Raw genomic sequence first — 20,190 nt, forward strand, 5'->3', positions numbered from 1 at the left:
GCATGGTCGAATCTGAAGCGCAGGGGCGTCTGCCCGGCATACGCCCGGTGTCCGTCGTGGACATCGGCTCCAACTCCATTCGCCTCGTCGTCTACGAGGGGCTTAGCCGTGCCCCGACCGTGCTCTTCAATGAGAAGGTGATGTGCGGCCTCGGCAAGGGCATCGACGCCACCGGCCGGATGGAGGAGGAGAGCGTTCAGCGGGCGCTGAAAGCGCTGCACCGGTTCCGTGCGCTGTCCGACCAGGCCCGCGCCACGCAAATGTATGTGCTGGCGACGGCCGCCGCGCGCGAGGCCTCGAACGGCGCCGTCTTCATCGAGAAGGCGGAAGCCATTCTCGATCAGAAGGTTCGGATCCTCACCGGCGAGGAGGAAGCCTATTACTCGGCCATGGGCGTCGTCAGCGGCTATCACGATCCGGATGGCATCGTCGGCGACCTTGGCGGCGGTTCGCTCGAACTGGTCGAGGTCGAGGGCAGGCGCATCGGCAACGGGATCACCTTGCCGCTCGGCGGCATCCGGCTGTTCGAGCACAGCAACGGCTCCCTGAGCCGGGCGCGCACCTGGGTGCGGAAGTTCATGAAGGGCGCGGATGTACTGGGGCGGGGTACCGGGCGCACCTTCTACGCCGTTGGCGGAACCTGGCGCGCCATCGCCAAGCTGCAGATGGAAATGCGTGGCTATCCGCTGCACATGATGCAGGGCTATGAGATCTCCTATGACGAGGCGATGGCGATCCTGGCCGAAGTGATCGAGCCCAAGACCCTGAAGCCCTCCGCCTTCGCGACAATTTCCAAGAGCCGTCGCAGCCTCTTGCCATTCGGCGCCGTGACGATGCAGGAGGCGATCTCGATCATGAAGCCCGAGCGCATTTCGTTTTCGGCGCTTGGCGTTCGCGAAGGCTACCTCTACTCGCTCCTTTCCGACGACGAACGCCTTCAGGACCCGTTACTGACCGCTGCCGACGAGATCGCCATCCTGCGCGCCCGCTCCCCGGAACATGCGCGCGAGCTTGCCGAGTGGACCGGGCGGATGGTGCCGCATTTCGGCATCGAGGAAGCCGAGGAGGAGCGCCGTTACCGCGAGGCCGCCTGCCTGCTGGCGGATATCAGCTGGCGCGCGCATCCGGACTATCGCGGCCTGCAGGCGTTGAACATCATCGCGCACTCCGCTTTCACCGGCATTACCCATGCCGGCCGCGCCTATATCGCGCTTGCAAATTATTATCGTTTCGAGGGGCTCAACGACGACGGCGCCACCAGCCCGCTCGCCGGCATCACCACGCCGCGCCTGCTCGAACTGGCAAAGCTGCTCGGCGGCCTGTTGCGGGTTGCCTATCTCTTCTCCGCCTCGATGCCGGGCGTCGCGCGCCATCTGACCCTGCGGCCGTCGCCGCGGCCGGAGGTCGATCTCGAATTCGTCGTGCCCGCGGCCTATCTCGATTTCGAGGGCGAACGTCTCGACGTCCGCCTGCAGCAACTGAGCCGGCTGACGGGCAAGAAGCTCGCTTTCCACTTCGAGAGCTGAGCGGTCACCAAGCGGCGTCGTTTCAGATGGTGGGAACGGTCGCGCGCGGGTCTCCACGCGCGACCGTTCGGTTATTCGGCTTTCAGGAAGTCGCCGACTTCGAGCAGCACGAATTCGTTGTCGTCTGCCTTGTCGAGCGCACGTCCGGCGGAGAAGGGCAGGTTGTTGTCGTTGCCGACGATGATATGCGCGTCGTCGACGCGATCGACGTTCTCGATGGTGACGAAAGGCATGTCATAATAGCCGTCGCCGCCCTGGCGCTTCCTGTTGTCCGGATCGGAAATCTTCAGGAGGTCGATGTAACCGATCTTGCGCACGGCCTTGCCGACATACTCATCGTCCATCGCGATCTTGTAGACGCGCTTCAGCTTCGACCCGACCGCGAAGCAATCCGGCTTCGGATCCTTGGGATCGACGCAGGCCTTGTCGACGGTGCCGGCACCATTGTCGCGCTCGATTACCAGCGCCGACTTTTCGTCGAGCATATTGAAGTCGCCGATCGCCTCGCCGCCTTCGGCGAGCGGATAGAGCCAGCTACGCCCGGTCCAGGCCTTGGCTGCGGCCTCGAGCTCGACGATGCGGAGCGCCGGGCGGCCATCCGCCTGTTCGACCGTTTCGCCGTCGGTCCAGATCGGCCCCTCGAGCAGGCCGTAGAGTTTGGTGCCGTCCTTGGACAGAGCCAGACCTTCATAGCCGCCGGAGCGCTTGAGGTTGAAAGCGGGCGCCCTCTTCGACGGGTCCGCCTGGAGCGTCAGCGTCGGATTGTCCGGCGACAGCACCGGCTTGCCGTCCACCGTCGTCGGGATCACGTCGGTGAGCTTGCCGGTCGTGTCGAACTTCAGCACGTAGGGACCGAATTCTTCGCCGATCCAGAAGCCGTCGGCGACCGGCTGGATCGACTCGACGTCGAAGTCTCCGCCGGTGAGATAGCGTGTGGCAGAGCCTTCCATGACGATCGGGAAGGGCGCCTTGCGGTCGGGATCGGACAGGAAGACGGTTTTCAACGCTTCGACCTTGCCGGCGTCCCAGTCGATTTTCAGATGATGCAGCATCAGCATCGCGTCGGTCGAATTGAGCTTGTTGCCGAAGCCATTGTCCGAAAGGCTCCAGAAAGTGCCGTCCGGCATCGCCTTGATGCCGGAGAAGCCCTGCATCGGCTGGCCGTTGAAGGGGAGAGAAAGGCCGGTCGGGCGGACGCCGTCCTTGCCCGCTACGCTGCCGAGCTCCGTCGCGCGCTTGCGGTCGACGGTCGAGAACTTGCCCGAAGTCATGAGGTATTCCGCCGCATCCGCAGGCGCGGCAATGATCGTATTGGCCCGCAGGACCGCATGGGCCTTCAGTGTCGCCGGAAAGGCCTTTTCATCGGCGAGCGCGGCGGTCGCCGACAGGAGCGTCAAGGCGACGGCGAGGATGGATTTCGTCATCAAATTCACCTGGGTTCGAGCTGTTGGGTTCGAGCTGTGTCGCTTCCCGATAGGCGGCTTTGATGACGGCGAGTTGACGCTTCTCTGACAGGCCGGTGAAGCTTTGATGACGGCCATACCGGCCGCCCAGGGGAGCGAAGACGGTGCCTCCCGGCGCGCGCTACAGTTGCACGGCGCGCAGCGAGAATACCCCGAGTTTCTGGCCGCGTCCCTTGATCTCGTGCTCTCCCAGGTCCTCGCTTCTGACGAAGGTCGGCAGGCGCATGCGCCGCAACAGATCGGCGGAAATCAGCACCTGCCGATCGAGCGTTCGGCAGAGACCTTCGAGACGCGCCGTCGTGTTCACGGTGTCCCCGAAATAGGTGATCTTGTGCCTGTCGACGCCGATTTCGGCGGCAACGATCGTTCCTCCGTGGAGGGCCGCGCGCAGGCGTGGGACCTCGCCGTACACCTTGTGCCAGCGGGAGGCGGAAGCTTGAACCTGGTCGAGAATGTCGAAGACGCAGCGAATGCAGGCGGCGTCGGCCACGGCTCGGTCGAAAGGCCAGGTGATGACCGCGGCGTCGCCGATATAGTCGTCGATGGAGCCGCGATAGCGCAGCACTGGATCGGCGAGCTCCGCAAACAGTTTGCCGAGATATTCCTGCATCCTGAGGTCGCCGAAGCGCTCGGCATAGGCGGTCGAGCCGGCGACGTCGATAAACAGGAATACGCGTTCCTCCTGCACCGGCTTGCGGTAGCGTCCCATAAGCAAGCTCAGGAAGACGTCGCGGCCGAGCAGTTCCCGCACCCGCAGCACGAAAATGATCGGACCGGAAACGACGAGCGCATAGACGAGCACATTGAAGGACGGCACCATCGCCTCGCTCCAGGACTGCTGCAGCACGCCCGTCGTCTTCAGCACCACCCCCGCCGCCACAAAACCGAGATTTTCGACGGCGAAATAGACGGCGATGGAGGACAGGAGAAAGGCTGGTGTCGGAAGGCTGTGGATCGCCCTGTAGAGGCGGCGCAGGATGATGCGGCGTTCAAAGGCAAGGACCGGCATGCAGATGAACACCGCAAAGGTCGCGCCGATCAGCGCTCCGTCGCCATAGACGACCCATGCATAGGCCACGCCGCTGCCGGCAAGAACCAGAAGCAGGAAAATGAATTCGAGCGTGGAAAATCTCCAGCGCATGCGCGATGGCCTCGGGAATCAAACAGCGGAAGGAATGGCCGCGCCTGCGGAAGTCTCATTCGCGGCAGTGCGAACACCTGATCCGTTGAGTCGGATCAGCATTTCAATTCGTCTGGCTAAGACCGGATTCGGGCGGAAAGGTGTTGGCGGCTGCCGCCGTTCAACCGCCGATTTCCATCGCCTCGATCTTCTTTCCGACGAAGCGAAGCGCCACCTCGCCATTGATAAGCTTCAGCGCCATGTCGCCGAAAAGCTCCCGGCGCCAGCCGTGCAGCGCGGCGACGTCGGCCTTTTCGCCTTCGGCGGCGATCCGATCGAGATCGTCGCTGCTGGCGATGATCTTGGCCGCCACGCCCTCCTTTTCGGCGATGAGCTTCAGGAGCACTTTGAGCATCTCGCCCGCTGCCGCAGCGCCCTCCGGCGCGTGGTTCTGGCGCGGCAGGCGGGGCAGATCGGCCTTCGGAAGCGCCAGCGCCTCGGTGACCGCCTCGATGATCGCGGTCCCGGCAGCGGAACGCTCCCAACCCTTGGGAATGGTCCTCAGCCGGCCGAGTGCTTCCGCATCCTTCGGCTGCTGCTGGGCGATCTCGTAGATCGCGTCGTCCTTGATGATCCGGCCGCGCGGCACGTTGCGGGACCGTGCTTCGCGCTCGCGCCAGGCGGCGATCTTCTGCAGCACCGCCAGCTCGATCGGCTTTCTGACGCGCATCTTCAGGCGCTGCCAGGCATTCTCCGGGTGAAGATCGTAGGTCTCCCGGTTCTCCAGAATGGCCATTTCCTCGGCCAGCCAAGAGGAGCGTCCTTCCCGCTCGAGCTCCGCCTTGAGGTAATGGTAGATGTCCCTGAGATGCGTTACGTCGGCCAGCGCATATTCGAGCTGCTTGTCGGTGAGCGGCCTGCGGCTCCAGTCGGTGAAGCGCGACGACTTGTCGATCTGCACGTTCTTGATGCGGCTGACGAGCTGGTCATAGGAGACGCTGTCGCCGAAGCCGCAGACCATGGCCGCCACTTGCGTGTCGAAAAGCGGATGCGGAATGAGGTTGCCGAGGTGGTGGATGATTTCGATGTCCTGGCGCGCCGCGTGGAAGACCTTGACGACGTCGGCATTGGCCATCAGCGCGAAGAAGGGCGCGAGGTCGATTCCCGGCGCCATCGGATCGACGATCACCGCCGCATCCGGGCTCGCCATCTGGATCAGGCAGAGTTCCGGCCAGAATGTGGTCTCGCGCAGAAATTCCGTGTCGATCGTAATATAGCTCGAGCGGGCCAGCTCTTGGCAGGCGGCCTCCAGTTCTACTGTCGTCTGAATCATCGGGACTGAAATCACTATGGCGAAAATGAGGCTTGAGCCTTCCCTCTATCGTTTCGCTGCGGCGGTAACAATCGAAAATGTCAGATAATTTTGAAATAGCCGGTCATCCCGGTCTTTTGATGTTCGATGATGTGGCAGTGGATCACCCAGTCGCCGGGGTTGTCGGCCACGAGCGCCACCTCCGCCTGTTCGTCCGGCAGGAGCAGGATCGTGTCGGTTGGCGGCGGCAGGAAGCTCCGCTTGTTTGAGCTGAGGATGCGGAAGCTCAAGCCGTGCAGGTGGATCGGGTGCGCATGCGGCGTGCGATTGGCGATTTCGAGCACATAGCTTTTGCCGAGCTTCATTTCCTCGATCGGCGCAATCGGCTCGGGCGTGTCCCCCGGCCACGGAACCTTGTTCAGCGCCCAGAAGGTGTAGCCGAGCGATCCGCAGATCGACGGCGTCGCCTTGTGTTCCGCGGTCGCCGTGAGCTCGAGCGGAATCCGTTTCGCCGTCGACAGGTCGGCTTCGGCGACAGGGTTGGCGGGGAGGGGAGCGACGTCGCCAAGATCCCGATTCAGGGCAGGTCCGGCCGCCCGGAAGCTTGCGATCGTCCAAGGGTTCGAGCCGCGGAAGTTGCCAAGCGTCGCGCGCCCCCCTTCGCTATAGGGCATGCGCAGGACGAGATCGACGCGCTGCCCCGGCCCGATATCCAAGCGGTCGAGCAGGAACGGATGTTCGACCGGGTTGCCATCGAGCGCGACCACCTTCGCCTTTGCGCCCTCTACACCGACCGTATAGATCCGCGTCACGTCGGTCGCCACGATCCTGGCGCGGACGAGGCCGCCGGCGGGCGCGTCGTAAACCGGTTCCTTCTGCCAATTGGCGGTTCTGACCGTTCCGTAGGTGCCGCCCCGCGCCGCATCCCGCGGTTTGAACGGGTCGATATATTTCCCCCCGGCGCCAAGCCGCCAGTCGCGAAGATTGAGGACAATCTCGGCGTCGTAAATGGGGTCCGCCGGATTCTCGACGACGATGACGCCGGTGAGGCCGTGGCCCATCTGTGTCAGCGTGTTGCAATGGGGATGGTACCAGAAGGTGCCGGCGTCGGGCGGGGTGAAGACATAGTCGAAGTGATCGCCGGGATAAACGTAAGGTTGGGTCATCTCCGGCACTCCATCCATGGCGTTAGCGACCCGCAAGCCGTGCCAATGGATCGTTGTCGGTTCATCGAGCCGGTTCACCAGCCTGGCCGCATAGGCCTCGCCCTTGCGCATCCTCAAGACCGGCGGCATGCCGGAATGGGGCGCATCGCCGAGCCCGTAGGTCATGACGGGCGTCACGCCGTCGGCCGCGATCTGCGCTTGCGCAAGCTGTGCCGTCAGCACTTGCGGTTCGGCAGTCGCTCCGGCGCGTGCTGCAAGTCCGGCGCCGAGCGCAAAGGCGCCGCCGAGCGCCGCCGAGCCCTGAAGAAAACTGCGGCGGCTCAGCATCGGGGTCATGGCGTCCACATTCGAAAAAGGCGGGCGGCAGAGCGATGGCGTTGCCCGCAGCGTTTCGGGAATGGCGCCGTTTTAAACCTGATCCTCGCGTTCAGCAATTCGCGGAGACCGTGCATCTTGCCGCAGGCGATCTTGCTGCTGACTGCCGCCGGCCAGCTTGTTGAAGAAGGACGAGGTGCGTAGCAGATTGCGGAACGGCATCGCACGCTCGCCGGCCGGCACGGCCTCCCGCGCCGTCATGCGCTGCAGCGTGTAGAGCATGAAGAGGAAAAGGATAACAGCAGTATAGATGAAGAGCGCCCGCGGTCCGAAAAGGTCGAGCATGAAGGAGGCGAAGAGCGGTCCGATGATGGCGCCGAGCGACCAGAAGAACAGCATGCCGGCGGAGACCAGCGCATGCTGGCCTTCGGCGGCGTGGTCGTTGGCATGGGCCGAACAGAGCGAATAGAGCGGCATGGCGAAGGCACCGAAGGCGAAGATGCCGGCAAAATTCAGCCATTCGTCGCTGCCGGCGCCGAAGGCGAGGAAGAGACCGGCGACAAGTGAGCCGAAAGTGGCGATGAGGATGATCAGCCGCCGGTCGATCTGATCGGAATAATGCCCGAGCGGATATTGCAACACCACGCCGCCGATGATGCCGGCGCTCATGAAGGTCGCAATGGCGGTCACCGAAAGCCCGATCTCCTGCGCATAGATCGGCCCGAGCGAACGGAAGGCGGCATTGGTCAGCCCCACGACGATGCAGCCGATAGTGGCGAGCGGCGAGATGTTCCAGAGCGCCTTGACGTCGAAGCGGATCGCCTCCGGTGCGATCGGACTCGACCGGTCGGCAAAGGAGATCGGTACGAGCGAGAGCGTCAGCGCCATCGAGATGATGGCGAAGAGCTCGAAGCCGCCGATCCCAACGCCGGGTATCAGATATTGCGCGGCGGTCACCGAGCCGAGATCGACGAGGCGGTAGACCGACAGCGTGCGGGCCCGGCTGGCATTGGTGACGCTGGCGTTCAGCCAGCTTTCTACCGTTGCGAAAAGGCCGGCGAAGCAGATGCCGGCGACGAGCCGCATCAGGAACCAGAAGCCCGGATCGATGACGAGCACCATCGCGATTGCTGCCGCCGAGGCGATTGCCGCCATTGCCGAGAAGGTACGGATATGACCGATGGCGCGAAGGATGCGGGCGACATAGACGCAGCCGATCGCAAAGCCGATATTGTAGCCGGCGCCGACGAGGCCGATCAGCGACGTCGAAAAGCCTTCCTCCAGCGCACGCAAGGATATGAAGGTGCCCTGCAGTCCGTTGCCGCCGATCAGGATGCCGGCGGTGAGGAGGAGGGGGATGAGCGGGCGAATCTGGGACATGGCGCATCCGGCTTTACGGCGGCGACTCGTGAGCGGGTGGGTCTTTCTTCTGTTTAGCGATCCGGGATAGGCGGGGACAGTCGCGATTTGTGACCTTTTCGGGTGTCGTCCCCGCCGAGGGGCGCATAGTCGCAGCGACGTTGCGATGGACAGTGCCGATCGGACGGGCAGCGGGAGCGCCGCGGCCTTGACAAATCCGGCGCATCATGCGCTTTTCCGCCCGACTTTGGCTATGCCGCCGCGCCCGCCTTGGCGAGCCTCGCGCGGCCATTTGCAATTCCAGGACCAGACGATGCACCGTTACCGCAGCCACACCTGTGCCGCTCTCCGCAAGTCGGATGTCGGCTCCACCGTTCGCCTTTCCGGCTGGGTTCACCGCGTCCGCGACCATGGCGGCGTGCTCTTCATCGACCTGCGCGACCATTATGGCGTCACCCAAGTCGTCGCCGATCCGGATTCGCCCGCCTTCAAGATGGCGGAAACCGTGCGCGGTGAATGGGTCATCCGCATCGACGGAACCGTGAAGGCGCGCACCGACGAGACCGTCAACAAGAACATGCCAACCGGCGAGATCGAGCTCTATGCCCGCGAGATCGAGGTGTTGTCGGCCGCCAAGGAGTTGCCGCTGCCGGTCTTCGGCGAGCCGGACTATCCGGAAGACGTGCGCCTCAAGTACCGCTTCCTCGATCTGCGCCGCGAGACGCTGCACAAGAATATCATCAAGCGCACCGAGGTCATTGCCGCCATGCGCCGGGGAATGACCGACATCGGCTTCACCGAATATACGACGCCGATCCTGACGGCTTCGTCGCCGGAGGGCGCGCGCGACTTCCTCGTGCCGAGCCGCATTCATCCCGGTACTTTCTACGCACTGCCGCAGGCGCCGCAGCAGTACAAGCAGCTCCTGATGGTTGCCGGCTTCGACCGCTATTTCCAGATCGCGCCGTGCTTCCGGGACGAGGACCCGCGTGCCGACCGGCTGCCGGGCGAATTCTACCAGCTCGACCTGGAGATGAGCTTCGTCGAGCAGGAAGACGTCTGGGACACGATGGAGCCGATGATCCGCGCGATCTTTTCGGATTTCGCCGGCGGCAAGCCCGTCACCGAAAAGTTCCAGCGCATTCCCTATGACACGGCGATCCGCAAATATGGATCCGACAAGCCGGATCTGCGCAACCCGATCGAGATGCAGGACGTCACCCGGCATTTCGCCGGCTCCGGCTTCAAGGTCTTTGCCAACATGATTGCCTCCAACCCGAAGGTGGAAATCTGGGCTATTCCGGCCAAGACCGGCGGCAGCCGCGCCTTCTGCGACCGCATGAACGCCTGGGCCCAGAGCCAGGGCCAGCCCGGCCTCGGCTATATCTTCTGGCGCAAGGAAAGCGAGAAGCTCGAAGGGGCAGGCCCGCTCGCCAAGAACATCGGCGAGGAGCGCACCGATGCGATCCGCACGCAGCTCGGCCTCGAGGATGGCGACGCCTGCTTCTTCGTCGCCGGCGAGCCGGCCAAGTTCTACAAATTCGCCGGCGAAGCCCGCACCAAGGCCGGCGAGGAGCTGAACCTCGTCGATCGCGACCGCTTCGAACTGTGCTGGATCGTCGACTTCCCGTTCTATGAATGGAACGAGGACGAGAAGCGCGCCGACTTCGCCCATAACCCGTTCTCGATGCCGCAGGGCGGCCTCGAGGCGCTCTCGGGCGACGACCTGCTGTCGATCAAGGCATTCCAGTACGACATGGTCTGCAACGGCTTCGAAATCGCATCCGGCTCGATCCGTAACCAGTCGCCGGAGCTGATGGTCAAGGCCTTCGAGAATGTCGGCCTCAGTCAGGCGGATGTCGAAGCGCAGTTCGGCGGTCTCTACCGCGCCTTCCAATACGGCGCCCCGCCGCATGGTGGCATGGCCTTCGGCATCGACCGAATCGTCATGCTGCTGGTCGGAGCCAAGAACCTGCGCGAGATCTCGCTGTTCCCGATGAACCAACAGGCGGTCGATCTGTTGATGGGTGCGCCGTCGCCGGCAACGCCGGCGCAGCTGCGCGAACTGGCGATCCGGCCGATCCCGCAGAAAAAGGACTGAGCTCCAGAAGAAGCGAAGTAAGCCCGGCGAGACGACTCGCCGGGTTTTTCTTTGGGAAACTACGCCGTCCGGCCGCTCGCCTTGACAGGGATTCTCTTGAGGCGTTCCCTTATGCCGCTGCTCACCACAGCGCCGCGCGTTTTACGAGACGCGCAAAGGTCGCTGTAGTACTTTGAATCTGCATATCTTCGTCCCTAAATCGAGGTCGATTTAAGGAGACATGCAGTAGCAGCGCGTCAATGGGAGAAGAATGATGGCAAGGAATGTCAAGGATCTGCTGGCGGAAGCAAATAGTGCAGTCCCGAAATTGTCTCCCGCCGAAGCCGCCGCGAAGATGCGCGCCGGTGATGTGCTCATCGTGGACGTCCGTGATCCGACGGAAGTCCAGCAGACCGGCAGGATCAAGGAGCGTTGAACGTCTCGCGCGGCATGCTGGAGTTTCGCGCAGATCCGGAGAGCCAATACCACAACCCGGCCTTTCAGAAGGACAAGACCGTCCTTCTGCATTGCGCTTCCGGCGGCCGGTCCGCACTCGCGGGCAAGACACTTCAGGAGATGGGATATACGGCGGTTTTCAACATCGGCGGCTTCAAGGAACTGGCCGACGCCGGTATCGATACGGAACCCGCGTGACCGTGAGGTCCTTGTCGAGCCTTGGCCATTCCGGCCGCAATCGCGGCCGATGAACATGCAACAGATCAGAGCGGGATGAGGCGGAAAGAGTTCCCCATCCCGCTCCGGCTGTTGCATGGTTCCCCCGATCAGGACCGACAAAGGACAACGCATGCAGCAGCTCAAGATGCCATAGCGACCGTCCGAGGCGCCCGCGTTGCGGGCAACGCGCCTCAGATATTCGCGAGCAACTCGTTGATGCGGGACTCCATGTCTGCCAGAGCGGCGTCGATCTCCTTCTGGCCGGTGATCGCCGCATTCATTTCCTGGCCGATGATGTCCTGAATCGCGAACTGGCGCTGCACGGTCGACGGCAGCGGCGTGCCGAGTGTTGCGATCGGCGCGATCGTATCGCGATGCGGCAGCTTCTTGAATGCGTCCGACTCAAGCACGGCCTTTACCGCCGGAAGGTGGCCGGTGCGCGACCATTCGTAGTCATTGTCGTTGAAGAACTTCAGGAACTTGCCGATCGCCGCCTCTTCCTCCGGCGTGCGGTCCTTCTGCGAAACGGCCCAGCTGTGGCCGTCGGCATATTGGGCCTTTTTGCCCGAGAAAAGCTGAGGATAGGGGTAGACCGCGTAGCCGCCGGCGTTGAGCGCGGTGCCGGATGTTTCCGAGGAGGCGGTATAGTCGCCGATCACCCACGTTCCATTCAAATGCACGCCGCCTTCTCCTGCGAGAAAGGCATTGATGCTGGCGGCGTAGTCCAGGTCTTTCGTGGTGTCGTCGTTGTCGTAGATCGCCTTGTACATCTCGAGGACCTTCCTGGCCTCGGGCGTGTTCATCTTGACCTGCTTGGGATCGGCGAAGAAATCGGAATCCTGCTGGAAAAGATAGGTGTAGAGGTTGCGCGTGTAGAGCGCGACTTCGTTCGCGAGATTTTGGACGAAATAGGGTTTGCCGGTCTTTTCCTTGAACTGCTTGGCCTGTGCCATGAGTTCGTCGACGCTCGCCGGCAGCTTCGGCGTGCCGTCGGCATTGACGAGGCCGGCCTTCTTAAAGAGGTCCAGGCTGATGTGGAACAGCATCGTCCAGTTGTCGATCGGCAAGCCATAGATCTTGCCGTCCTTGGTGACGCCGCTGAGGCTCGCGTCGGTGAAGTCCGAGGGAGAGACGCCAACGGTTTTCAGGAGATCGTCAAGCGGCATCAACAGGCCTTTGGACTGGTAGTCGCCGAGCACGGAGTGGTGGACGGTGACGATGTCCGGCGGGTCGCCGGCCGCAAACTGCGCCGTCAGCTGGTCGTAGCCCGGCCATTCGACGGTGGTCACGGTCACATGCACATCCGGGTTGTCGGCGTTGAACTTGTTGATCAGCGAGGTGATGATGCCGCATTCCCCGACGGCCTTGCTGACGTCGGTATTGGTGCCGAACTCCGCGTCACAGGCGCCGAAGAAGCGCTGCACGGTAAGTTCGGTTGCCGCCAGGGCAGGCGTGGCGACGGCGAGCGCGAGCGCCGAGGCGGCCGCCAGCATGTACTTCCTCAGGCTATGCGTCATGTTATCTCCTCCTCATGGGGCCTCGCCCCTGGCTTGGCTCCCCTCCCAGAGAGCCGATTGCGACACTATGGGTGGTGGCTTCAGCGCACGGCGGCGCCGGAGACGGCCGTCACGATGTATTTCTGGAAAAACAGGTAGAGAACAAGGATCGGTGCTCCTGCAAAGACCGCCTGCGACATTAGAAATCCGAGGCCTTCCGACTGTGCGAAGTTCGTCTGCGTCGAAGCGATCCCGATCGTCAGCGTGTACATCTCCTTCTTGGTGCCGGAGATCAGCGGCCAGAAATAGTCGTTCCAGGACGACAGGAAGGTGAAGATGCCGAGGGTTGCCTGTGCCGGGATCGTCAGCGGCAAGAGCACCTTCCAGAAGATTTTGAAGCGGCTGGCATTGTCTAGCAGTGCCGCCTCGTCAAGCTCCTTCGGAATGGCGCGGAAATATTGCGTCATCAGGAACACGCCGAAGGGAGCGGCCAGGCCCGGCAGGATCAGCCCGTGATAGGTGTTGTGGAATTTCAGCCAGCTGAAGAGCTGATGCCGGGCGATCAGCACCGCCTGTTCCGGAACGGCAAGGCCGAGCAGCACGATGATGAACAGCGCATTGCGGAACGGGAAATTCAGCCGCGCAAAGCCGTAGCCGGCGAGCGACGACAGAACCAGTGTCATGACGGTGAGGCCGCCCGACACGATCACGCTGTTCAGGATCCAGCGGAAGACCGAGGACGTCGCCAGGATGTTGATGTAGTTGTGGATCGTATAGGGAGCATGGAAGACGGAATTCATGTCCGTCATCAGTTCCTTGTTGTCCTTGAGCGACAGCGCTATGACCCAGGCGATCGGTGCCATCATGACCAGCGCGAGAACGATCACCAGGACGAGAATGATGCGGTCGCCGGTCGAGCGGCCGACGATCCGGTCCGAAGACATGGAGCTCATCCTTCCTCTCCTCTGCGGCGAGAGATGAAATACTGCGCCATGGCGGCGATCATGATCAGGATAAAGAGAATTTCGGACGCCGCGGCGCCGAGGCCGAGGTCCCACTTGGTGAAGGCGGCCTCGTAGATGTAGAGCACGATCGGCTTCGAGACGTTGTTCGGGCCGCCCTGCGTCATCAGCCGCGCCTGTCCGAAAAGCTGGAACTGCAGGACGATCTCGATGATGATCACGAGAATGAAGGTGCGCCGGATCGAGGGGAGGGTGATGTGCCAGAGGGTTCGCCACCGGCTCGCATTGTCGAGCGCCGCAGCCTCGTAGATTTCCTGCGGCACCTGTTGCAGGGCCGATAGAAAGAGCATCATCGGCAGCCCGATGCACCACCAGATGGTCGCAATCGCAATTCCGATCATGGTGAGCTTCGGGTCGGACAGGAAGGCGGGCGCTGTCGCTCCGAACCAGCCGTAGATGGTCGCGAGCAGGCCGAAATTGCCGATGAAGACGATGCGCCAGATGAGCGTCACGATCGTCACGGAGAGGACCGACGACGAGAAGTAGACGGCGCGGAGCGCGGCCGCAGACTTTGTCTTGCGATTAAGGGCGAGTGCCAGCAGAAGGCCGATGAGGGCGAGGGCAGGGACGGTCAGGAAAACGAAGTAGAAGGTGTTGCCGACCGACTGGATGAAGATCTTGTCCCGGAAGAGCCGAAGGTAATTGTCGAGACCGACGAACCGCCCGACTCCGAAGGCATCTGCCTTGTGAAGACTGAGCCATACGCTCCAGAAGAGCGGCACGAGAAGAAGCGTCACGAAGAAGAACAGATAGGGCGCGACGAAAGCCGCGTTGCGCCAGAGCGGGGCATTGATGTTCTGCACCGCCTGCCGGGCTGCCGCCTTGGCGGCCGACGCGCTGCCGGGAAGTGTCGCCTCAGCCATGGCCGACGCCCTCGTTGTGCCGAGCCCGGCCTTCGGCGTCGAAGAGGTGCGAGCGGGCGCCATCGAGGGCTAGGGCGACCTCGTCGCCGATCGCGACGCGGCTGTTGCCGGCATCCTCGGCGATGATGAGGCTTCCCTCCTTAAGGCGCGTATACAGAAGGGTGCGGTCACCGAGACGCTCGATCACCTCGACCTTTCCCGTCGTCGTCGCGGCGGTTCCGTTGGAGAGTTTGACGGCCTCGGCGCGGATGCCGAGCGAATGCTCGCCGCCATTGATGCCGTCGAGACGGATCGCCGTCTGCAGCTCGGTGCCGTCCGGCAGCCTTGCGCGGGCGAAGCCGTTCTCGCCCGACAGGCCGACCGGCAGAAAATTCATCGTCGGCGAACCGACGAAGGTGGCGACGAAGCGGCTTGCCGGCCGCGAGTAGATCTCCATCGGCGTGCCGATCTGCTCGATCTTCCGGTTGTTCATCACGACGATGCGATCGGCGAGCGTCATCGCCTCGATCTGGTCGTGCGTGACGAAGATCATCGTCGATCTGACCCGGTTGCGAAGCTGGGCAAGCTCGACACGGGTGCGCACGCGCAGCGCCGCATCGAGGTTCGACAGCGGCTCGTCGAACAGGAACGCCTTCGGCTCCTTGACGATGGCGCGCCCGATCGCGACGCGCTGGCGCTGACCGCCGGAAAGCTGGCCGGGCTTGCGGTCGAGGAGATGGCCGATTTCGAGCATGCGCGCGGCTTCTGCGACGCGGGCGGAAATGACGGCGGCCGGCAGGCCTATGTTGCGCAGCCCGAAGGCCATGTTGTCGGCCACCGTCATGTGCGGATAAAGCGCATAGCTCTGGAAGACCATGGCGATGTCGCGCTGGCCCGGCGGCAGGTTGTCGATGCGCTCGCCGTTGATCGAGATCGTACCGTCATCGACGCTTTCGAGCCCGGCGATCATCCGCAGAAGCGTTGACTTGCCGCAGCCCGAAGGGCCGAGGAAGACCATGAACTCGTTGGCCTTGATCGTCAGCGACAGTCCGTCGAGCACGGTCAGCGAGCCGTAGCGTTTGCTGACATTCTGGATTTCGATATGGGCGGTCATCCGGCGGCTCCGGGCCCGGTTTCAGAACCGCAAACGCGGAGTGCGACGCTCGGCCGGCCTCCTGCAAAACGGCGCTTTTTCCCCCCGGGCAGCGAGGTCAGATTGACCAACGATAGTGCCAAAACAGAAGCTCTTGCTCCCATCTCTTCCTCCCAGCGGCACGTCGAAGCGGTGTCGCGACGTTAAGGTATACAATTCTTCTGTCAATATATTTTCGATATGTATCGAAAAATGTGATTTAGTCTGCTTACGATTTCAGCCGGATCATCCGGTACGACAGCGGCGCAATCCTCGCCCAGAGCTTTCCATCGGCAGAGGTGGCGCCTTCTCCTTTTTTCGGCACCACATTGGCGGGCTGCTCGGCGGTATTGGTGATGTTGATGTCGGAATGGGCGAGCACTTGGTCGTCGATGATCTTCATTGTCCCGAACTCGAGGAGGCTGACGTCGAGGTCGATCGCTTCGCTGTCATTCCGGTTGACGATGAAGAACGTCACGGCGTTTCTGTGTGCATCGTGCACGGCGGAAATATCGAGATAAGGCACCTCGCCAAGGCCATCGACGCTGTAGGCGGGGCTGTCGACCAGCAGCTTGAGCGCCGTTCCGCGGCCATAGATCGAAGCGAAATAATAGGGATAAAAGATCGTCTGGCGCCAGGCAGGGCCGCCCGGCACCGTCATGATCGGGGCGATGACGTTGACGAGCTGCGCCATGCAGGCGATCTTCACCACGTCGGCGCGGTTGATGAAGGTATTGAGGATGCAGCCGACCTGGAGCACGTCCCCGAAATTATAGTCGTCCTCCAGCAGCGCCGGCGCATGCGGCCAGCCATGGGCGCCCGCAAGGGTCGCCTTGTCGCGCTCCTTGGAGTGGTACCAGACGTTCCACTCGTCGAAGGAAATGTAGACCTCCTTGGTCGAGCGCTTCTTCGCTTTGATGTAGGAGATCACGCCGGCCACCGTGCCGATATAGTTGTCGAGCTCGATGCTGCGCGCGAGATAATTGGCGGTGTTCTTGGCGCGGTTCTCGAAATACATGTGCAACGATATGAAATCGATCTCGTTATAGGTGTGGTCGAGGACGGTCGCCTCCCATTCGGGGTAGGTGGGCATATGCGCGTTGGAGGAGCCGCAGACGACGAGCTCGAGCGAGTTGTCGAAGGCGCGCATCGCTTTGGCGGTCTCGTGCGCCAGCCTGCCATATTCGTCGGCCGTCTTGTGGCCGATCTGCCAGGGGCCGTCCATCTCGTTGCCGAGGCACCAGAGCTTGACATCCCAGGGCTCTTCGCGGCCATTGGCGCGGCGCTTGTCGCTCCATTCGCTGCCGCCCGGGTGGTTGACGTATTCGAGGAAGTTGCGGGCCTCGTCGAGGCCGCGCGAGCCAAGATTGACGGCGAGCATCATCTGAGTATCGGCGGCCGCGCACCATTCGGCGAATTCATGGATGCCGACCTGGTTGCTTTCCGAGGTGTGCCAGGCGAGATCGAGGCGAGTCGGGCGGCTCTCCTTCGGGCCGATGCCATCTTCCCAGTTATAGGCGGAAACGAAGTTGCCGCCCGGATAGCGCACGATCGGCACATTGAGTTCCCTGACGAGTTCGATCACGTCCCGGCGCATGCCGTTTTCGTCGGCAGTCGGATGATCGGGTTCGTAGATGCCGGTATAGACGGCGCGGCCGAGGTGCTCGATGAAGGACCCGTAGAGACGCGGATCGATGTCCGAGATCGTGAACTTGCTGTGCACCGTTACCGCGGCCTTCATGGCTTCCTCCACTAAATCCTGATTTATGATTTATATCAGAAATTGGGATGAGTAAAACGGAAGCGAGGCCGGAGGTCAAGTAGTGAGATTCTGTAGGCAGGGCGGGCTCAGCGCGTCTTCAGGCGCAACACGATGTCCTGATCGTAGTTGCCGAAGCCTCGGCCGAAGATGTTGATGCCGCCGGGATGGCGGGCATCGTCCCGGACGCCGACGCGAAGCCGGATCGAATGATGTTGCTCGAGCTTCAGCTCGGCGAGCTTCACGTTGGAGATCCGCAGGCCGTCGACGAAGGAGCCATCGTCATTGATCCGAAAACTCTTGAGTTTGCCGTATTGCGAGCCTTTGAGCTTCCACCAGTCCGGGGTGAAAACGCCGCGTTTGTCGCCGAAATCACCCGGGGAAGTCCAGGTTCCGATATCCACCCCATTGATCGTGAGGGTGATATCGGACGGCCAGTCGGCGCTGGTCCCCGGCACCTCGGAGCTCAGTTCCATGACGAATTCGACCTCGCGAATGCCGGTGTTCGCCAGGCGCGCATTGTTCGGAAACTGATACTCCACATAGCCGCGGGTGAACCAGATTAGTGCTGCCTTCATCCGGTCGGGATCGAGGAACGTGTCGGGCACATCGAGCAGTCCGACGATGCCGTCAACCGAGCAGAGGCCGCAGGGGGCAGTCACTTCGAAGCTCGTATAGAGCCCCAGCGGCATCGACACTTCGATCGCGTCCGGTTCAGTTTCCTTGATTTCATTCTTGAAGACGACGAGAATCTCGTCATAGACGCTGCGGCAGACCTTCTGGTTTCCCTTGCGCGCCCTCTGTGTCTCCGTGCGGATAAGTCCCGCCTCTTCCAATATCTGCACGTTGGTCGAGACGCTCGACTGCGGCAGATCAAGAACATCCGCAATTTCGTTGACGTTCAGCGGTCCCTTTTCGTGCAGCAGCTTGAGCACCGAGACCCTTGCCGGCGACGCGAGCCCTTTCAGTACGGGCATGCCTTCCTCGGGGTCGACGACAAGAAAATTACGGCTCATGGGGCTCCGGTCGGCGGGAGTGAAATGCAATTGGATAATGCATATCAAAAAATCTGATCTAATCAACCGCCAGCAAGATGTCGCGGGGACACTTACCATCGCAAGTTTCTTGGAGGGCAAAGGCAGGGCAGGCGGCGGCCCGTGCAGGCTGAACGGAGGCGGGCCCGTGGGACGGCGCCGGCGCGCGGCCGGCGCCTTGCGACGACGGCTGCGCCGGCGCTGTTAAGCCGGTAACTAGAAATCCATTCCGGGTGCCGGCGGCATCGGCGCCTGGCTTTCCTTCTTCGGCTTCTCGGCGATCATCGCTTCCGTCGTCACCAGAAGACCGGCGACGGAGGCTGCGTCCTGTAGCGCGGCGCGCACGACCTTTGCCGGATCGATGACGCCCATAGCGAAGAGGTCGCCGAATTCTCCCGTCTGGGCATTCCAGCCATAGGCAAAGTCGGTCTTCGCCCGGAGCTGACCGACGATGATCGAGCCCTCGGCGCCGGCATTCTCGGCGATCTGGCGCACGGGCGCCTCGACGGCGCGGCGGACGATTTCCACGCCGACACGCTGGTCGTCATTGGCCGTCGCCACGTTTTCAAGCGCCTTGACGACGCGCAGCAATGCGACGCCGCCACCCGGCAGGATGCCTTCCTCCACCGCGGCACGCGTCGCATGCAGCGCGTCGTCGACGCGGTCCTTCTTCTCCTTGACCTCGATTTCCGTCGAGCCGCCGACGCGGATCACCGCGACGCCGCCGGCGAGCTTGGCAAGCCGCTCCTGCAGCTTCTCGCGGTCATAGTCCGATGTGGTTTCGTCGATCTGCGCCTTGATCTGGGCGACGCGGCCGCTGATATCCTCCTTGGCGCCGGCACCGCCGACGATGGTGGTCGCGTCCTTCTCCACCATGACGCGCTTTGCGCGCCCCAAAGCCTCCATCGTCACGTTTTCGAGCTTGATCCCGAGGTCCTCCGAAACCACCGTGCCGCCGGTCAGGATGGCGATATCCTCCAGCATCGCCTTGCGGCGGTCCCCGAAGCCGGGCGCCTTGACGGCGGCGATCTTCAGCCCGCCGCGCAGCTTGTTGACGACGAGCGTCGCAAGGGCTTCGCCCTCGACGTCTTCGGCGATGATCAGCAGCGGCTTGCCGGCCTGGATCACCGCTTCGAGAATCGGGATCATCGCCTGCAGGTTGGAGAGCTTCTTCTCGTGGATGAGAATGTAGACATCCTCCAGCTCCGCCCGCATCTTGTCCTGGTTGGTGATGAAATAGGGCGATAGGTAGCCGCGATCGAACTGCATGCCTTCGACGACCTCGAGTTCGATCTCGGCGGTCTTGGCCTCCTCGACGGTGATGACGCCCTCATTGCCGACCTTCTCCATCGCCTCGGCAAGGTAGCGCCCAATCTCCGCGTCTCCATTGGCCGAGATCGTTGCCACCTGGGCGATCTCCTCGTTCTTGGAAACCTGCCTTGCCTTGCCCTTCAGTTCCGTGACGAGCGTATCGACGGCGAGATCGATGCCACGCTTCAGGTCCATCGGGTTCATGCCGGAGGCGACGGCCTTCGCGCCCTCCCGGACGATGGCCTGCGCCAGCACCGTCGCGGTCGTCGTGCCGTCGCCGGCGATTTCACTGGTCCTCGAGGCGACCTCGCGGAGCATCTGCGCGCCCATATTCTCGAACTTGTCCTCCAGCTCGATCTCCTTGGCGACGGAGACCCCGTCCTTGGTGATCCGCGGTGCGCCGAAGGCCTTGTCGATGACGACGTTCCGCCCCTTGGGGCCAAGGGTGACCCGAACCGCGTTGGCCATTATGTCGACGCCGCGCAGCATCCGGTCGCGCGCATCGGTGTTGAACTTGACATCTTTGGCAGCCATGTATCCCTCCCTCAACACGATAAATCAGATACTCACTCGTCCGG

Annotated in this window: 14 protein-coding genes and 1 pseudogene; 3 read left to right on the forward strand and 12 right to left on the reverse strand. The window is 62.6% G+C overall.

Annotated features, from left to right (window positions below; genetic code table 11):
- Positions 1-2: 2 nt before the first annotated feature.
- Complete coding sequence (gene ppx, locus NXT3_RS06250) at positions 3-1,526, forward strand: exopolyphosphatase (protein WP_104838971.1); 1,524 nt, start codon at positions 3-5, stop codon at positions 1,524-1,526.
- A 71-nt stretch (positions 1,527-1,597) separates the two neighbouring features.
- On the opposite strand, the gene NXT3_RS06255 is transcribed toward ppx, so the two are convergent.
- The 5 genes from NXT3_RS06255 to NXT3_RS06275 form a co-directional block, all read right to left on the reverse strand.
- Entirely contained in the window at positions 1,598-2,950 is a 1,353-nt protein-coding gene (locus NXT3_RS06255) for an esterase-like activity of phytase family protein (protein WP_104839946.1), read from the reverse strand.
- A gap of 160 nt (positions 2,951-3,110) precedes the next feature.
- Positions 3,111-4,130, reverse strand: a complete 1,020-nt coding sequence (locus NXT3_RS06260) for an adenylate/guanylate cyclase domain-containing protein (protein ID WP_104838972.1) — start codon at positions 4,128-4,130, stop codon at positions 3,111-3,113.
- Between the two features lie 160 nt (positions 4,131-4,290).
- Complete coding sequence (rnd, locus tag NXT3_RS06265; protein WP_104839947.1) at positions 4,291-5,442, reverse strand: ribonuclease D; 1,152 nt, start codon at positions 5,440-5,442, stop codon at positions 4,291-4,293.
- An 80-nt stretch (positions 5,443-5,522) separates the two neighbouring features.
- The gene (locus tag NXT3_RS06270; RefSeq protein ID WP_104839948.1) at positions 5,523-6,923 is read right to left on the reverse strand and encodes a multicopper oxidase family protein; all 1,401 of its coding nucleotides are present in this window, start codon (positions 6,921-6,923) and stop codon (positions 5,523-5,525) included.
- Between the two features lie 72 nt (positions 6,924-6,995).
- Positions 6,996-8,282, reverse strand: a complete 1,287-nt coding sequence (locus NXT3_RS06275) for an MFS transporter (protein ID WP_104838973.1) — start codon at positions 8,280-8,282, stop codon at positions 6,996-6,998.
- 292 nt (positions 8,283-8,574) lie between these two features.
- Here NXT3_RS06275 and aspS point away from each other — a divergent pair, with 292 nt between their 5' ends.
- A complete protein-coding gene (gene aspS, locus NXT3_RS06280; protein ID WP_097539490.1) occupies positions 8,575-10,362 on the forward strand; it encodes an aspartate--tRNA ligase in 1,788 nt (595 codons plus the stop codon).
- Positions 10,363-10,615: 253 nt separating this feature from the next.
- A pseudogene (locus tag NXT3_RS06285) lies at positions 10,616-10,995 on the forward strand (rhodanese-like domain-containing protein).
- 212 nt (positions 10,996-11,207) lie between these two features.
- Here NXT3_RS06285 and NXT3_RS06290 read toward each other — a convergent pair.
- The 7 genes from NXT3_RS06290 to groL all read right to left on the reverse strand — a co-directional run bounded on the left by NXT3_RS06290 (position 11,208) and on the right by groL (position 20,146).
- Complete coding sequence (locus NXT3_RS06290; protein WP_104838974.1) at positions 11,208-12,533, reverse strand: extracellular solute-binding protein; 1,326 nt, start codon at positions 12,531-12,533, stop codon at positions 11,208-11,210.
- A gap of 80 nt (positions 12,534-12,613) precedes the next feature.
- On the reverse strand, positions 12,614-13,465 hold the full coding sequence (locus NXT3_RS06295; protein ID WP_037413933.1) for a carbohydrate ABC transporter permease: 852 nt from the start codon (positions 13,463-13,465) through the stop codon (positions 12,614-12,616).
- Complete coding sequence (locus tag NXT3_RS06300; RefSeq protein WP_037413935.1) at positions 13,462-14,397, reverse strand: carbohydrate ABC transporter permease; 936 nt, start codon at positions 14,395-14,397, stop codon at positions 13,462-13,464. The genes NXT3_RS06295 and NXT3_RS06300 overlap by 4 nt, the downstream gene beginning before the upstream one ends.
- Positions 14,390-15,490 carry an ABC transporter ATP-binding protein gene (locus tag NXT3_RS06305; RefSeq protein WP_037413938.1) on the reverse strand — a complete coding sequence of 367 codons (1,101 nt, stop codon included), beginning with the start codon at positions 15,488-15,490 and terminating at the stop codon, positions 14,390-14,392. Before NXT3_RS06305 ends, NXT3_RS06300 begins: the two co-directional genes overlap by 8 nt.
- A 247-nt stretch (positions 15,491-15,737) precedes the next feature.
- On the reverse strand, positions 15,738-17,249 hold the full coding sequence (locus NXT3_RS06310) for an arabinosylfuranosidase ArfA (protein ID WP_104838975.1): 1,512 nt from the start codon (positions 17,247-17,249) through the stop codon (positions 15,738-15,740).
- A gap of 107 nt (positions 17,250-17,356) precedes the next feature.
- Positions 17,357-18,283, reverse strand: a complete 927-nt coding sequence (locus NXT3_RS06315; protein ID WP_037413942.1) for an ArsR/SmtB family transcription factor — start codon at positions 18,281-18,283, stop codon at positions 17,357-17,359.
- Between the two features lie 234 nt (positions 18,284-18,517).
- Positions 18,518-20,146 carry a chaperonin GroEL gene (gene groL, locus NXT3_RS06320; RefSeq protein ID WP_037413945.1) on the reverse strand — a complete coding sequence of 543 codons (1,629 nt, stop codon included), beginning with the start codon at positions 20,144-20,146 and terminating at the stop codon, positions 18,518-18,520.
- Positions 20,147-20,190 lie beyond the last annotated feature (44 nt).

Origin of the sequence: Sinorhizobium fredii, from assembly GCF_002944405.1 — a bacterium.
GTDB classification, from domain to species: domain Bacteria; phylum Pseudomonadota; class Alphaproteobacteria; order Rhizobiales; family Rhizobiaceae; genus Sinorhizobium; species Sinorhizobium fredii_C.